Source organism: Archangium minus (genome assembly GCF_044360475.1).
Classification (GTDB): Bacteria; Myxococcota; Myxococcia; order Myxococcales; family Myxococcaceae; genus Archangium; species Archangium minus.
The window spans coordinates 9258245-9273604 of the sequence record NZ_CP043494.1; the positions used below are offsets into that span (position 1 = coordinate 9258245).

The 15360-nt window shown below is 67.4% G+C and carries 14 protein-coding genes; 6 read left to right on the forward strand and 8 right to left on the reverse strand.

The window, feature by feature from the left end; translation table 11 throughout:
* Positions 1 to 177 precede the first annotated feature (177 nt).
* The 6 genes from F0U60_RS37680 to F0U60_RS37705 all read right to left on the reverse strand — a co-directional run bounded on the left by F0U60_RS37680 (position 178) and on the right by F0U60_RS37705 (position 4729).
* Complete coding sequence (locus F0U60_RS37680; protein WP_395806891.1) at positions 178 to 675, reverse strand: RusA family crossover junction endodeoxyribonuclease; 498 nt, start codon at positions 673 to 675, stop codon at positions 178 to 180.
* A 122-nt stretch (positions 676 to 797) separates the two neighbouring features.
* A complete protein-coding gene (locus F0U60_RS37685; RefSeq protein ID WP_395806892.1) occupies positions 798 to 1865 on the reverse strand; it encodes a hypothetical protein in 1068 nt (355 codons plus the stop codon).
* Positions 1862 to 3847 carry a DUF6884 domain-containing protein gene (locus F0U60_RS37690; RefSeq protein WP_395806893.1) on the reverse strand — a complete coding sequence of 662 codons (1986 nt, stop codon included), beginning with the start codon at positions 3845 to 3847 and terminating at the stop codon, positions 1862 to 1864. The genes F0U60_RS37685 and F0U60_RS37690 overlap by 4 nt, the downstream gene beginning before the upstream one ends.
* Positions 3844 to 4014: a hypothetical protein gene (locus F0U60_RS37695; RefSeq protein WP_395806894.1), complete on the reverse strand. Its 171-nt coding sequence runs from the start codon at positions 4012 to 4014 to the stop codon at positions 3844 to 3846. Before F0U60_RS37695 ends, F0U60_RS37690 begins: the two co-directional genes overlap by 4 nt.
* Positions 4011 to 4364: a hypothetical protein gene (locus F0U60_RS37700; protein ID WP_395806895.1), complete on the reverse strand. Its 354-nt coding sequence runs from the start codon at positions 4362 to 4364 to the stop codon at positions 4011 to 4013. Before F0U60_RS37700 ends, F0U60_RS37695 begins: the two co-directional genes overlap by 4 nt.
* Before the next feature lie 53 nt (positions 4365 to 4417).
* On the reverse strand, positions 4418 to 4729 hold the full coding sequence (locus F0U60_RS37705) for a hypothetical protein (RefSeq protein WP_395806896.1): 312 nt from the start codon (positions 4727 to 4729) through the stop codon (positions 4418 to 4420).
* Between the two features lie 303 nt (positions 4730 to 5032).
* Between F0U60_RS37705 and F0U60_RS37710 the strand changes: the two genes are divergently transcribed.
* The 4 genes from F0U60_RS37710 to F0U60_RS37725 all read left to right on the forward strand — a co-directional run bounded on the left by F0U60_RS37710 (position 5033) and on the right by F0U60_RS37725 (position 9261).
* Complete coding sequence (locus F0U60_RS37710; RefSeq protein ID WP_395806897.1) at positions 5033 to 5428, forward strand: DoxX family protein; 396 nt, start codon at positions 5033 to 5035, stop codon at positions 5426 to 5428.
* Positions 5429 to 5539: 111 nt separating this feature from the next.
* The gene (locus F0U60_RS37715; RefSeq protein WP_395806898.1) at positions 5540 to 7648 is read left to right on the forward strand and encodes an alkaline phosphatase D family protein; all 2109 of its coding nucleotides are present in this window, start codon (positions 5540 to 5542) and stop codon (positions 7646 to 7648) included.
* 153 nt (positions 7649 to 7801) lie between these two features.
* Positions 7802 to 8761 (forward strand): RNA polymerase sigma factor RpoD/SigA, encoded by a 960-nt coding sequence (locus F0U60_RS37720; protein ID WP_395806899.1) that lies wholly within the window; start codon positions 7802 to 7804, stop codon positions 8759 to 8761.
* Between the two features lie 80 nt (positions 8762 to 8841).
* Entirely contained in the window at positions 8842 to 9261 is a 420-nt protein-coding gene (locus F0U60_RS37725) for a CBS domain-containing protein (RefSeq protein WP_395806900.1), read from the forward strand.
* Positions 9262 to 9349: 88 nt separating this feature from the next.
* Here the strand turns inward: F0U60_RS37725 and F0U60_RS37730 are convergent, their stop codons facing one another.
* Entirely contained in the window at positions 9350 to 11350 is a 2001-nt protein-coding gene (locus F0U60_RS37730; RefSeq protein WP_395806901.1) for a S8 family serine peptidase, read from the reverse strand.
* Between the two features lie 138 nt (positions 11351 to 11488).
* A complete protein-coding gene (locus F0U60_RS37735; RefSeq protein ID WP_395806902.1) occupies positions 11489 to 13132 on the reverse strand; it encodes a GMC oxidoreductase in 1644 nt (547 codons plus the stop codon).
* 325 nt (positions 13133 to 13457) lie between these two features.
* Between F0U60_RS37735 and F0U60_RS37740 the strand changes: the two genes are divergently transcribed.
* Together F0U60_RS37740 and F0U60_RS37745 are read left to right on the forward strand one after the other, a co-directional pair.
* Positions 13458 to 15134: an SIR2 family protein gene (locus tag F0U60_RS37740; protein ID WP_395806903.1), complete on the forward strand. Its 1677-nt coding sequence runs from the start codon at positions 13458 to 13460 to the stop codon at positions 15132 to 15134.
* A 21-nt stretch (positions 15135 to 15155) separates the two neighbouring features.
* Positions 15156 to 15350 carry a hypothetical protein gene (locus F0U60_RS37745; protein ID WP_395806904.1) on the forward strand — a complete coding sequence of 65 codons (195 nt, stop codon included), beginning with the start codon at positions 15156 to 15158 and terminating at the stop codon, positions 15348 to 15350.
* The last annotated feature ends 10 nt before the right edge of the window (positions 15351 to 15360 follow it).

Consider the following 15360-nt stretch of genomic DNA (forward strand, 5'->3'; position numbering starts at 1 on the left):
CTTAGTACGCTTCTCCCGGCGCTTCGCCTGGACCCGCTTCCGACTGGGCGCCCTCGCCAGTTCCTTACGCCTGGCGCACTTGGAGGGTAGCGGAACTGCCCCCGGTCTTCACTTCGAGCGTAGTGCCGCATCCGCAGGTAGCGGTAGCAGGCCCCACCATCTTCGTTCTTGCGCAGCTCATCGAAGACTCCGGGGGCGGGTGGCGGGAGACAGGCGCATCTGCTGGCGCTGTTTCTGGAGGCGGTTGCGGTTGCGGGTGGCGCGAGCCTTCGCCGCGCGCTCCGCTCGGGCCTGCCGGTGGGCCTGGGCCTCCTCGGGTGTGGCGACTGCGTCGGCCTCGAGCAGCACCTCCACGCGCGGGGCCTTCGCATCGTCGAGCCGGTACCCGTGGTCCTCGGACACTTGGCCGTCGTCCAGGAAGGCCCATCCCTGGAGCGCGTCGAGCAGTACCTTGCGCACGTTGTCCAGGTCCCCCACCCTGCGCGGGCGGTAGGCCTTCATGGTGAGGCGCACGGGTCCCTTCAGCGGTTGCACGCCGGCAGCCTGGACAAGCTGAGCGACGGCAACTTTGTACCGGAGCGCCTCGTCCGAGGGCACCAACCCCCGGCCACGGGCAGGCTTCCAGTACGTGTTGGCGCTGGGCGGGTACGGCAGGGTGAGACGAATCTGCGTCATGGGGCCTCTTCCTCCTTGTCCCAGGCAGAAAAGGCGTCGGCCACGTGCGCCAGGTCGCTCATGCTCTGCGGCCCTGCGTCCTTGCGGCGTGACGAGCAGCGCGGCGGGCATGGAAGCGCAGCTCATGGCGAGGCCTCCCCTGCGGCGATGAAGCGCACGTCGGTGTAGCCCTGGATCGCCGCCATCCTCCGCACCAGCTCGCCGTAGTGCTGGGCCACCCACGTCGCGGCGTACGTGTCCGGTGCCTCCAGCACCAGCGAGCCCTCCTGCACCGCTCGTCCGCGCAGGCGAGCTAGCCAGCTCAGTGCATAGTGCTTCCCGTCCTCCTGCATGGCTTCCAGCATCTGCTTCCAGGCGCTGGCCGCCGGGGTGTCCACGGGTAGTCCCGCCAGCTCCGCGCCAGCTGTGTTCGCAGCAGGAGTCGCGGTGGGCTCCGGGTCGATGGACCAGGTGCCGGAGAGCAGCTTCTCGGCCGGCTCGTAGCCGTCGCGGGTGCGCCCCGTCAGCATCCACACGAGGCTCGCCCGCTGGCGGCTGCTCAGTTCCCCGCGGCAGACGGGGGAACGAGGCACCAGGGCAAACACCCGCCGCCACTCCTCCAACGGGCGCCGCTCGAGCGCGGCCAGGGCATCCTGCAGCAGGCGTCCGGAGGTGCGCTCCCCCCACGCAGGGAAGCCATGGGGGACGGCGAGCTCGTTCCAGGCAGAGCGCAGCTCGCGCACGGCTGCCGGGAGTGTCGCCGGGGTGCGGTGCTCGCGCGGACCGTCACGCTGAACGTCACGCGCGGCCACCGTGACGAGGGCCAGGGTTCCTCGAACGGGCCGCTGAGGGGGAGAGGAAGAGGGCTCAGGCGAATGCGTGACGCTTGCCGTCACGCCGTCACGCTGAATCGTCACGCTGCGTTTCCGGAGTCGGTAATTCTTGCTCCTCTCTCTGGCCTTCTCTCTCTGAGCTTTCTCCCTCTCCTCCTGCGTGACGCCCGCCGTCACGCCGTCACGCTGAATCGTCACGCTGGCAGCGTGACGGTCCGAAGAGTCAGAGGGAGCATGGGGGCGCGAGGCCGCCATGAGGGCAACCGCCTCGCGGAAGCCCTCCAGCTTTGCCTCCGCGCGCGCCCTGGCGAGGCGCTCCTGCTCAAGCTCGGCTCGAAGGGCTGCGAGCTCCTGGTCCAGGTTTCTGGCGCAGCTCATGCCGAAGCTGCCCTCCGCAGCTCGGTGACGAAGCCCCGCGCGATGAAGGACTCGGCCTCCCTCACCACCTCCTCGTTGTCAGCGGACCAGGTAATGTCAGCCACCGCGCTGGCGACGAGCAGCTCACCATTCAGGTGAAAGGGTCCGGAGCGCCACTGCGTGTCCGCGCGCTCGGTGGGGCCGACGAAGTACGCGGCCACCCGCGCCTCCCCCGTGTCCCACACCTCCAGCACCCAGCCGTTGGACAGGGCGTACCGGTACGGCCCGTCCGCGGAGGGCTCCGGCCCGTACACCTTCAGCCCGGGTACCTTCCCATCCCGGCAGGCCTGCTCGAGCGGCGCCACGACGCTCTCCAGGTTGGCCTTCCACCACGCTTCCAGCTCGAGGTGCGTGGCGAGCGTAGCGCCCTCCAGCTTCCCGGACAGGTGGTGGCCACACTTCAGCGCGTTGGTGCTGGGCCACCATGAGGCCGCCCGCCGCTCACCGGTGGCCTCGTTCACCAGCCACAGCAGGACGATGCGGCCCTCGCACCACTCCGGGAGATCCACGCGCCAGGTGCCCGGCTCCGCAGTGACGGGCATGGTCGCAGGCAGCAGCTCGGCCTGGGCAGGCTCTGCCGGCGGCGAGCTGGCCTTCACCTTGGTCCGTGAGCGCTTGGACTTCGCGGGAGAGGCCGGCGGCTCAGCATCCGCCTGAGTCAGCGAGTCCGACGGCTCGGGCTCCGGCGTCGCGAGCGCCTCGTCGTCCATTTCTTCAACCTCGGCCTTGCACCCAGCGCAGTAGTAGCCGCGCGCGTCCTCAGGGCCGAGTGGCGCGAGCTCCGAGGCCTTGAACGTCTTGCCGCACCCGTCGCACTCGCACGGGGTGGAGTCGGCCGTGGAGGACTGCTCAGGCGTCGCCACAGCAACCGGTTTGAACCTCCGGCACTTGCAGCGCTCGCACCGGCCCTTGCCGAGCTTGTGGTCCGCGATCGAATGGGTGCAAGTGCAGCAGGGCACGCGCGGGGCGGGGACAAGGTCGTCCTCCGCAGCCACCTGGCTCACCGTGGCCGAGGACTCCGTCGCCGTCCGAGCCGACTCCGCGGACTCCACGCGCTTCTCCCCGGTCTCCGCAGCGGGCTTCTTGCGAGAGCGGCTGCGACGCTTGCCCTTCGGCGGCTCCGGGGGCGGTTGTTTGTCCTTGTCGGGCGAGACGACGGAAGCCGAGGCCTGGACGAGCGCGGCCAGCGCAGGCGCGGCGAGCGGCAGCTCCGACTGCTGCGCCCCCTGGGAGCGCTCGCCCGTGATGGCAGCATGCATCAACCGGGTGTGCTCGGCCCTCCAGCCAGCCTCCTGCATCTCCAGCGCAGCCAGCAGCCGAGCCCTCAGCTCGGGCAGTTCCTTCAGCGCGCGCTCCCTCTCCAGGGCCATGAGGAAGGACTCCTGGCGCTGCTCATCGGTGAGTCGGTTGGCGGTGGCGATCATCGAGTGCTCCACGGGGGCGGGGCCCGAGGGCGCCGCCGAAGAAAGAGAGGCCGCCGAACTCGTGGCAGCCGGGTTGACGGTGAGCGCCGCGCGACGGGCAGAGAGCCACGCCAGGCGCTCGCCCTGGCTGAGCCCCTTCATCGGGTCGTCCAGGGTCCAGGTGATGGGAAGGTGCGCGCGGAGGGCTTCCACGTAGGCGGAGCCCGCGTACACGGTGAGGTGGGCCGGGCTGCCATCGTCGTCGTCCCAGAGGTTCCGGATGACGTCCCGAGCCCATGCATCCTGAGCCTCGGAGCCCATATCCCCGAGAGCCAGGTCGTACGGCTCGACGTCCTCTTCCAGGTCCACGAGGCCGTGCTTGGCACTGAGAATCCAGACGTCGGCGCCGAACTCGGCCTCGGCAACCTCGAGCGCGGCCCGGAAGAGCGGGCCGGTGTAGAGCTCGCGCGCTGGCGCGGGCTGCTCCAGCTTCGACTTGCCACAGCCCACCAAGGCGATGCGACGCGGTGAGCGGGTCACGGGGACCTCCGGACGGCAACGACGAGAGCGAGGCCGCCAGCCGCCGGCCAGGAAAGGACGAAGACGAGGCGAGCAGTCAGGCACCCGAAGAGCGCGGGCAGCCACGAGAGAAGGAAGACGGAGGTAGCCAGACGGAAGGCCACCTCCAGCGGGCGGAGCGGCTTCACGCGGCCATCCCTTCCTGCACAGCCAGGACGAGGCGCGCCTGGGCCTTGGCGTGCGCGGCCTCCTCGGCCCGCGAGAGCTTCCGCCACAGCTGGCGGCAGTCGTCGGACTCACAGGTGTATCGGTGTGTCCCGTCGTGGTCCTTCCACTGCAATCGTGCGGGCCGAACCACCCAGCAAACGGCACACCTGCACTTGGGGCCCCGGCGCATCTCCTCGAGCAGCCCCATGGCGGGGGTCTCCTCGTAGAGGCGGGCGCGCAGGAGGACGCGCTCGGCCACGGGGGTGCAGTCGATGCGCTCGACCACGGCAGCGCGGCGCTGCTCGGGGGTGGGCAGAGGGCTCGAAGGCACACGACTCCCCATTCCGCGCTCTTGCGCGGGCGTCCTCTTCATGGGGTCCATGGTTAGCCCTCGGCCGTCGTGGGGGAGCGCCGGGCCGCCGAGGACGTGCCCGCCTCAGAGACAGTCTTGAGAATGAGGAACGCGGTCAGCGGGTCGAGCGGATGGGCCTCGATGATGAGGGCACCAAGGCAGGCGAAGCTCACGCCTGGCTCGGTACAGTCGGGATCCGCCTCCAGCGGCATACACGGCTGGACGCGGTAGACCCAGCCCCCGTCAGGGTAGAGGGCGGCGTACAGCTCGGCCGCTTCCTGCAGGCTCGTCACGTACACCCGATCAGCCCGGTACCCGGCACGGGCCTTCTCGTCCTCATCCATGTACGCGGCGAGCGTGACGGTGGTGCCCGTGGCCGCCGGCGGGAGGAGCAGCTCGCCGACCTTCAGCCCCGGAGCACCTCCGTGCCAGTAGGTGGGCCGTGTGCTCGCGGTGTGCTCACCTGCAACAACCGGGAGGGAGCACGCACCAACACCATCAACTCGGCCGGCCTCGGAAGTGACCGTATTTACAGAGGAACCAACACCAGATAACACCGTGCGGGTGCGAGTTTTCTCCAAGAAGATGAAGGCCCTGGGACTGCGCCGCGGTGGCGAGAAGGACACGGCCTCGGGCGGAGGTGAGTCATGATCGGCGCGCGTGGAGCGACGCTGGGCTGGACCGTGGTGCGGGTGGTGTTCGGCGTGTCGCTGGCGATTCTCCATGGGCTGCCGAAGGTCACAGGGGGCATGGGGCGCTTCGCCGATGGCGTGGCCGCGCTGGGCTTCCCCTACCCCATCTTCTTCGCCTGGTGCGCAGCACTGGCCGAGCTGGTGGGCGGCCTGCTGATAGCGTTGGGACTCTTCACCCGGCCGGCGGCGGCGCTTGCGGCCTTCACGATGGTGGTAGCGCTCTACCGCCACCGGGCGGATCCCTTCGCTCGCATGGAGTTGGCGCTGCTCTATTTCGCGGTGCTGTTCGCGGCCATGTTCATCGGCGCTGGGCCCTACAGCCTCGACGCGAAGGTGCGTCACCGCATCTAACGCACGGCGGCAAAACAGGTCTCCCGGAAGTCACCGGACCGCCAAGACTGTGTCACGAATGCCTCGCAGAGGGCTGCGTTAGGCTCGTGGCCCTTCTTAGCGGAGGCCCACGTGAGCCAGAAGCTCCACCGTCGAACCATCCTGCAGTGCATCGCCGCCGTCGCCGCCAGCACCGCCTTCGGTTGTCGGGATGGAGGGGAATCCCCCGCCCCCCTCACTCCTAGCCCGGAGCACTTTCCACAATCCGTTGCGTCCGGAGACCCGCGCTCCGACAGCGTGGTGCTCTGGACTCGAGCCGTGGACCCCCTGCGCGCCGACTCCGCCACCCGGCTCACGCTCCAGGTGGGCACGGATGCCGAGCTCACCCAGCTCGTGCTCGAGCTGAAGGACCTGGAAGCGCTGCCGGCGCATGACCACGCCCTCAAGGTGAAGGTGGCAAACCTCAAGCCGAGGACCACCTACTATTACCGGTTCATCTACGAGCAGGACGGCAAGCGGTACGCCTCGCCGGTGGGCCGCACCCGCACCGCGCCAGCGCAGGGCGAGGACGTCCCTGTGCGCTTCGTCTTCGCCAGCTGCCAGGACTTCATCGGCCGCTACTACAACACCTGGCAGTACCTGCTGCAGCGCGACGAGGACCTCGATTTCGTGGTCTTCCTCGGCGACTACATCTACGAGACCACCGGCGACACGTCCTTCCAGACGCCCGATGAGGCCCGCAGGGTGCGCTTCACCGACACCGCCTCGGCGCTGCCCCAGCGCGGCGGGCAGTACCACGCCGCGGCGGCGCTCTCCAACTACCGCGACATCTACAAGACGCTGCGCTCGGACCGCCAACTGCAGCGGGTGCACGAGCGCTACCCCTTCATCGTCGTCTGGGACGACCACGAGTTCTCCGACGACTGCTGGGGCTCGACCGCGACGTACTCGGATGGCCGTGCCAACGAGCGCTCCGACGAGCGCAAGCGCAACGCAGAGCAGGTCTTCTTCGAATACATCCCGCTGGACACCACCCAATCGGCCGCGGGCGCCATCAACGTCGACAACACCCCTCGCTACCCCGACACGCGCATCTACCGGGACTTTGACTACGGCAAGCACCTGCGGCTGCTCCTCACCGACTACCGCACCTACCGGCCGGATCACCTCATCCCCGAGAACGCCTACCCTGGCACCGTGGTGATGGACAACACAGCGCTCGCGGAGGCGGGCGTGGCCGCGGTCCTCACGTCTGATGACTACGCCTACGTGGACATCGACGCGCCGGAGTACGCCCAGCACAAGGGCGTGCTGCAGCAGGTCTACGTTCAGCTCGCAACCAAGGCGGGACTGAGCGCCGAGGCGGCGACCTCCCAGGCCGGGGAGCACGTGCGTGGAAAGCTGGCATTGATCTACGTCAACCAGGTGCTCGCCCAGGTGGGCGTCCCGCCCATCAGCCCCACCGACAAGCCCCGCGGGCTCGCCTACGCGCACATGGGGAAGACGGACCTGTTCAACCAGATGGGCTCACGCTACATCGTGGTGAAGCAGACCTACGACCTGTACTCCGGCTGGCGCTACGCGAAGTCGCTGCGCGCCAGTGAGAACGCGCTGGGCGACACGCAGGAGGCCTGGCTGCGCGAGACGGTGCGCGCGGACAACACCTGGAAGGTGGTGGTCAGCTCCGTATCGCTCACCTCCATGGTGTGGAACCTGAGCGACCTCACGGACATCCCCGCCAACCTGCAAACCCGCTTCTACTTCAACGTGGACCAGTGGGACGGCTTCCCCAACAAGCGCACCGAGCTGCTCAAGTACCTGCGCGACAACAACGTGCGCAACGCGCTCTTCATCTCCGGAGACATCCACTCCTCCCATGCCTCCGTGGAGGGCGGCATTCCCACCCTCACCGCTCCCGCCATCTCGTCCGGCTCGGTGAAGGAGATGGCCGGCTCCGCGGTGCTTGCCGCGGGCTTCCCGGCCGACAGCTCCGTCTACCGGCGCGTCGTCACCGAGATGGAGTCCACGCTGCGTGCGAGCAACCCCGGCATCGTCTTCACCAACGCCGACGCGCATGGCTTCGTGGTGCTCGAGGCCCGCGCCAACGAGGCGCTCGCTACCTTCCACCTCATCCCCAGCTCCGAGGTGAAGACCAACTACGCAGACCAGCCGGAAGCGCTCGCCGGGAAGTTCACCCAGAAGACCCTCCGCGTCCGCGACGGCGCCCTCATCGACGCCTGACAGCGCCTCCGCACCTTCTGCGCTCGGCCGCACGCACGCATGCAGGATTTGCGGGCGGCCGAGCACCTCTTCGAAGGAGCCGCACCTCGCACGCTTGCTGCATCAGGGCGGTGGCGGTCGCAGATCGACCATGACCCACCAAGAGGTGCACGCATGTTGTCGGTCCCCCACTTCCGACCTGCCCGACTGGTGCGGTCGTCACGGTCTCGCCGTCCCCACCGCGGGGAGCTGACCCCCGACGATCGCACGCTGCTCGCGACATGGCTGGCGGAGGTGAGGCGGCATCCCCTGCTGTCTCGGGAGGAGGAAGCGGCACTCGCCCGGCAGGTCCGAGAAGGCGGCGATGCAAAGGCTCGGGGCCGGTTGGTGGCCTCGAACCTGCGGCTGGTGGTGAAGCTGGCACGCGAGCACCACCGACCTCCGCTTCTCCTGATGGACCTCATCCAGGAGGGCAACCTCGGCCTCATCCTCGCCGTGGAGCGCTTCGAGCCGGAGCGGGGGGTGCGGCTGTGCACCTACGCCGCCTGGTGGATCCGCGCCTACCTGCTGCGCTTCATCCTCGAGAACTGGCGGCTGGTGAAGCTGGGGACCACGGATGTGCAGCGCAAGCTTTTCTTCCGGATGAGGGAGGAAGAGGGCCGCCTGCTCGCCGCGGGCCAGGAGGCGACACCCCGGCAGCTGGCTGCTCGCCTGGGCGTCTCGGAGAAGGACGTTGTCGAGATGGACCAGCGGCTGAGGCAGGACGAGGTCCGGCTCGATGTCCCTCCCGAGGGAGACAAGGACCGCCCGACCCCGGGACGTGCGCTGCGCTCGGGAACACCCGCCGTAGACGAGGAGCTGGGGCGGCGGGAGCTGACGCGCTGGTTTCTAGAGAAGCTCCACTCGTTCTCTCACGGGCTGCACGACGAGCGGGAACGCTACATCCTGGAGCACCGGCTGCTGGCCGAGGAGCCCGAGACACTGCGGACCATTGGCGAGCACTTCCACGTCAGCCGCGAGCGGGCCCGCCAAGTGGAGGCAGGGCTGATCGCGAGCATGCGGAAGTACCTGCACGAGCGGATGCCGGACTTCATGTGGCTGGGCGCGGAGCCCGAGCTGCAGGCACCGGCCTGAGCCGGCACAGCATGGCGGAGGACTTGAACGTGAGCATGAAGGAACACACGGGGACCCGGAGTGCGCCAAGGAGGCACCAGATGCGGATCAGCGACCTGATGACGAAGAGCCTGGAGACCATCGAGGCGGATGCATCCCTGCGCACGGCGGCCGAGCGGATGCGCTCATACGGGATTGGGGCCCTGCCCGTCATGGACGGGGAGCAACTCGTGGGGATGCTGACGGACCGGGACATCACTGTACGCGCGACGGCGGCGGGCAAGGATCCGAACCTGACGCTCGTGCGAGAGGCGATGACCCACGCCGTCATCACCTGCGACGCGGAGGCCCCCCTCTCCGAGGCCGAGCACCTGATGGAGGAGAAGGCGGTACGGCGCCTGGTGGTGCTCGATGGGTACAAGAAGCCGGTGGGCCTCATCAGCCTGGACGACCTGGCCATGGTGCCGGGAGAGGCGAGGCACGCGGGCGAGGTGCTCAAAGAGCTCAACACCCCGCAGTAGGCTGAGCCTCATCCCCAAACATGAAAACAGCGCGGGGACCCTGTTGCCGTCCCCGCGCCGCTGGGATGTCGAGCCCTGGAGCGGGCGACTACCGGGTGATGGTCAGCTCGGTGTCATCGAGGAAGAAGCTCGTCTTCTGCGCCGAGTCCTCCTCACCCTTGAAGTAGACACGAACGGTCTGGCCCTTGTACGCGCTCAGGTCGAACGACTTCTGCACGTAGGCCGAGGACTTGTTCAGATTGCTGTAGGTGGCCAGCGTCGCCAGCGCCGTGCCCGAGCTGTTCAGCACCTGCACCGTCAGCGTGTCGTACGCGGTGGTGGTCGTGGTCTCCGAGGTGGTGATCTTCACCCAGAAGCTGAACGTGGCGCTGCAGGCCGTGGAGGGAATGGTCACCTGCTGGTAGAGGGTGTCGGTGTGGCTCGAGCCGTAGCCATCCAGCCACGCCTTGTAGCTGCCGGTGCGCGGCGAGCTGCCCGAGGTGGTGTTGTCGATGACGCTCGAGGAGCCCGTCCAACTCGTGTTGCCACTCTCGAAGCCAGCGTTGGCCAAGAGCTGCTCGGTGATGCCGCAGCTGCCACCCGTGTCGTTGTTCACGACGACGGACACCGCGGACGAGGTGCTCACGTTGTTGGCGGCGTCATAGGCCTTGGCAGTCAGCGAGTAGTTGCCATTGGGCAGGCCCGTGGTGTTCCAACTCACGCTGTACGGCGCGGTGGTATCGACGTCGATGATATTGGCGCCCAGGTAGAACTCCACCTTGCTCACGCCCACGTTGTCGGAGGCGTTGGCACTGACGGTGGTGGTACCGCTTACCGTGGAGCCAACCGTTGGCAGGATGATGGATGTGGAGGGCGCCGTGGTGTCGCCTCCTCCGGTGATGAACATCGTGTAGAGCAGCTTGTTGGGCGAACCGCTACCCGGGCTGGTCACCTTGCCCGAGATGGCGCCGCCGGTGAGCGCTGCCGTCACCTGGGCCGGGGTGGCCGAGGGGTTGGCGCTCAGGTACAGAGCCGCCACGCCCGCCACGTGCGGCGAGGCCATGGAGGTGCCGCTCATGGACGTACTGCCGTTGTCGCTGGAGTACGAAGCCGAGGTGATGCTCGAGCCCGGCGCGAAGATGTCCAGGCAGGCGCCGTAGTTGGAGAAGGACGAGCGCGCGTCGCTGCTGGTGGTGGAGCCCACAGTGATGGCATTGGGCGTGCGTGCCGGCGAATAGTTGCAAGCGCTCGAGCTGTCGTTGCCAGCGGCCACGGCGACCGCCACTCCCGCGGCGATGGTGCGCTCCACGGCATCATCCAGTGCCTGCGACGCGTCCCCGCCCAGACTCATATTGGCCACGGCCGGCTTGATATGGTTCGCCGTCACCCAATCCAAACCAGCGATGACCTGAGCGTCCGTGCCGTAACCCGTGCAGTCGAGCACGCGCACCGGGTGCAACGTCACCTTCTTCGCCACACCCCAGGTGGTGCCGCCCACCGTCCCCGCCACGTGCGTGCCGTGGCCGTGGCAGTCCGCTCCGGTGCCACCGGCGGTGATGGCGTCGAAGCCACTGCCCACTCGCCCGGAGAACTGCGAGTGCGTCAGCCGCATGCCGGTGTCGATGATGTACGCGTGCACCCCCGTCCCATCGAAGTTGTAGTTGTAGGTCTTGTTGAGCGGCAGGCTTGGCTGATCAATCCGATCAATGCCCCACGTCGCGCTCGTCTGGGTGCCCGACACGGAGACAATGCCGTTCTCCTCGATGTACGCCACCCGCGGGTCCCCCAGCAGCTCACGCACCTGACCCGGGGGCAGCTTCACCCAGAAGCCCTTGAGCGCCCGCTCATACGTATGCAGCACCTCGCCGCCGCGTGCGACCACCAGCTCGCGCGCCATGTCCGCGGAGCCGCGCAGCGCCACGTCCTTCATGTCCTCGCGCAGCACGACGATGTACTCGTCCGGGACCGACTTCGCCTTGCGCACGAGCTGGGCCACCTGCCCCACCTCCTTGGACGGGAGGAGTCCCTCCTCTTCGGGCAGCGGACCGCCACACGCGGCCACACCCAACAGCGAGCAGGTGAATAGGGCCTGAGTCAGCTTCAACTTCATGGAAACCTCCGGGGGCGATGACGGGGAGTGAAGAAAACGGGCGCAACCCGTGGAATAAGTCCTCGGTGACCAAGCGGTCAAGCGTGCTAAACTCGTTTTCTACGAATCCAATGAACCCCCGGAGATTGTTCTCCTGACTCACGCCCCGAGCGCGGTGGGACGCGCAGCCACCTCCGTCTTCTCCGTCCCAGCGTCCACCTGCTGGCGGGCGGGGATGAAGGTCATGGCGCGCTCAGCGAGCGCGGTGATGGTGAGCGAAGGGTTCACGCCTGGGTTGGCGGAGATGGCCGAGCCATCAACGACATACAGACCCTCGTAGCCAAAGAGGCGGTGCTGCTGGTCGATGGCACCCGTCTCAGGCGAGTCCCCCATGCAGCAGCCGCCGAGGATGTGCGCGGTGGTGGGGATGCCCATCAGCGTCTCGGTGGCCATGGTCATGGGCATACCATCCAGCTTCTCCGCCACCCGGTGGGCCAGCTCGGAGGCCTCGGGGATGTTGGCGGTGGGGGCGGGACCCTCCTGCAGGCCGGTGCTGAGCCCCTTGCGTCCGGCGGTGAAGAGCCCGCGTCCGCGCCGCATCCGCAGGTGCCCGTCCAGCGTGCGCATGTAGAGGAGGATCATCGATCGCCGGGCGAAGTCACGGGTGAACCAGGAGCTGATCATCTTGAGCGGGTGGCGCAGGAAGAGCCCCGCCACGTTCGCCAGGCGCGAGAAGACAGTAGCGCCCCCCACGTGGGGCGCCATCAGGGTGCGGAAGAAGTCGGAGCCCGCGGAGTAGCGCACCGGCTCCAGGTGGGAGTGCGCGTCGGTGTGGAGGATGGAGCCGATGGCAATGCCCCGGGACAGGTCCTTGTCGCGGAAGCGCTTGCCAGCCACCACGCCAATCAGCGCCTCCGAGTTGGTGCGCACACCATCACCGAGCCGGTCCGAGAGCCGGGGCAGCCCGTCCGGGTGGGCCTTCAGCTTGAGCAGCAGGTCCACCGTGCCCAGCACTCCTCCCGAGAAGATGACCTGGCGCGCGGTGAAGCGCCGCTTGCGGCGAGAGAAGTGTGAGGTTCCCTCGAGCGCCTCCACCTCGTAGCCACCACCGGGCAGCGGGCGCACCCAGGTGGCCTCGGTGTCCGAATGGATGACGAGGCCGCGCTTCTCGGCGAGGTAGAGGTAGTTCTTGTCCAGGCTGTTCTTGGCGTTGAAGCGGCAACCGATCATGCAGCCGCCACATGAGTTGCAGCCCGTGCGCTCAGGGCCCTCGCCGCCGAAGTACGGGTCCGGCACGGTCACCCCAGGCTGGCCGAAGTAGATGGCCACCGTGGTGGGCTGGAAGTCCTCGCGGCCCATGTCCTTGCCCACCTGCTGGATGAGCTCATCCGGCAAGGTGCGCAGCGGGTTCACGGTGGCCCCGAGCATCTTGCGCGCGGTGGCGTAGTGCGGCGCCAGTTCCGTCTTCCAGTCCGCCAGGCCTCCCCAGGAGCGAGCCTGGAAGAAGTCATCCTTGGGGATGGGCAGCGTGTTGGCATACACCAGCGAGCCGCCTCCGACGCCCACGCCAGACAGCACGGTGACGTGACGGAAGAAGGTCATCTTGAACAGGCCGCGCCACCCGAGCTGCGGCATCCACAGCCAGCGCTTCAGGTTCCAGTTCGTCTTGGGGAAGTCCTTCGCCTGCAGGCGCCGGCCCTTCTCCAACATCACCACACGGTAGCCCTTCTCCGTCAGCCGCAGGGCGCTCACGCTGCCGCCGAAGCCCGAACCGATAATGAGCCAGTCGCAGTCGAATTCCATCGTGTCCTCCCCCCACCGGGGATACTTCTCAGATTACAAGGACCGCGCTGGAGGCGCTCCCCTCCTCGCACGTGGAACTCACGGATAGCCCTGGACCCGACGCTCCCGGAGGCTCGCGGACCCACGGTGACGGCCTGGATGCCCGGCGTTACACGGTGATGGCCTGGATGCTTGGCGACCGGGCTCAGGTCGCGGGCAAGAAGCTGGTCCCGTCTCCGCGTCACAAATCCGGCGCCTGCCCTCCATCCCCGGGAATCCATACCGTGGTGATTAGAGTGTGAGGCCAGGGATGTTGCCGTCGTCATCATCGACACACAGCGCCATCATGACCCTGCGTGAGGCCTACACGGGCGGAACCCTGAAGACCCTGGTCGGCCCCGGTGTCTCCTGCGCGTCGGGCCTTCCCTCCTGGGAGGAGTTGAATGCAAGGCTCCTGCGGGCCTTCCTCCAGAGGGAATACAAGCGCATCAAGTTCCAGCTCGAGGATTTGAAGAAGGCGGCCCGCGTCTTCATCGGGAGCTTCGGATACGAGGCCGTGGCGGACCTGATTCGAGAGAGCGTGACGAAGGCCACCCCGGACAAGGACCAGGGGACCTACAACGACATGCTGCGCGAGTCGCTCTACGACGAGCGGGACGGCACAAAGGCGGAGAATGACCTCCACCTGGAGCTCGCGGCCTCCCTGGGGGACATCCACCCCAAGCCCCTCCACGAGCGGAAGCGGATCCTCTACACCTTCAACTTCGACAACCTCCTCGAGCAGGCGCTCTGGCGGCTGTTCCGGCTCAAGGCCCAGACGCGCTACCCAGATGACGAGCAGGGGACGCAGGACTCGCCTGCCGTCCATCACCTCCTGGGTTACCTGCCGACAAATGGAGCGCCTCGCGGGAGCATCATCCTTTCGGAGACGGACTACCACGCCAAGCAGGCCGGGTTGCCGAACGAGCTGAAGCAACTCTTCCTGGGGAAATACAATCTGACCGTGAGCCCGGACAACAAGCCGGTGGTGCTGCTCGTCGGGCTCAATCCGACGGATCCCAGGCTCCGGGGCGTGCTTCAGGAGCGGCGAAGGGAGCTCTGCTCCGCGGGCCGGGAGGCCGCCAGTCAGCCCCGAATCTATGCGCTGCTCCACAGGCGACCGCCTCCCACGGAGGCCGAGCTGATCGAACGCATGGCCCACGACTTCGTCCAGGAACACGAGGAGCCGTTCTGGAAGGCCTGGGGCATCAACGTCCTCAGCGTCGAATCAGGAGAGCTGCTTCCCTTCCTCCTGCGGCAGATCCGCCTGGGCCCCAGGTGCACGGACTGGGCCCAAGCTGGCAGGAATTTCCTCTCCGCGCAGGCAGATCGTTACACGGAGCACCTGTACAACGGCTCCGTGCAGAGGCCGATCCTCGAGCGGCTGAAGAAGGCCTGTGCCGTCCTGCGCCAGCGCTTCGGTGTGGCGGTCGATGAGCAACTGGGCCTGGCTGGCTTCGTGCCCGACAACAAGGAGGCCTCGCTCCTCCGATTGGCCTTCCGGTTCTCCAATGGCCGGGTGAACCCCGAGCCGATCACCCACGCCTATGCCATGAAGCGTTCCATGCGGGTGACGGACATCGACAAGCCGGGCGACGCCGTCAGCCGGGCCTTCATCTGGGGCGCGACCCTCGAATCCTCCTACCAAGGCTCCTACGTGGACAAGAGCTGCGCGGCTCAGTGGATGGATGAGTGGGCCAGGGAAAGGATCTTCGCCTCCCTGCTCTGCGTGCCAGTCTATGACTCCAAACAGTGGGTCCCCGTGGGCGTGTGTTGCCTGTACTCGAATCAGAGGATCCCCTTCTGGTCGGAGCTGACAGCCCTGGAGATGGACGAGCTCAAGAATGCACTCCAGAGCATCTTCGCAAGGGCACTTCGCATCAGAGGCAGAAAAGGCAGTCCCTGCATGCATGCCCGTCATCCAGAAGGGGCCGAAGCATCCATGCCTGACGAGCCCCCTTGGGATCCCCTCCTCGTGAATTGAAACACTTCAGGAGAAACAATCGTGAGACCCGTCGAAAGAACCGAAGTGAATGGATTCGTCGTCATCACCGCCGCGGACTCTTCCCCCATCTCGCGCGCCACCCTGTCTCTGCAGATCTGGGAAGCCATGGACAGCGTGCCGGATGAAGAGCTGGATCCGGATGAACGAAAGGGCAGAACCCTCCCCGCGTTCTACTCAGCCCACCACGCCCCGTAGGCCTCGCCGC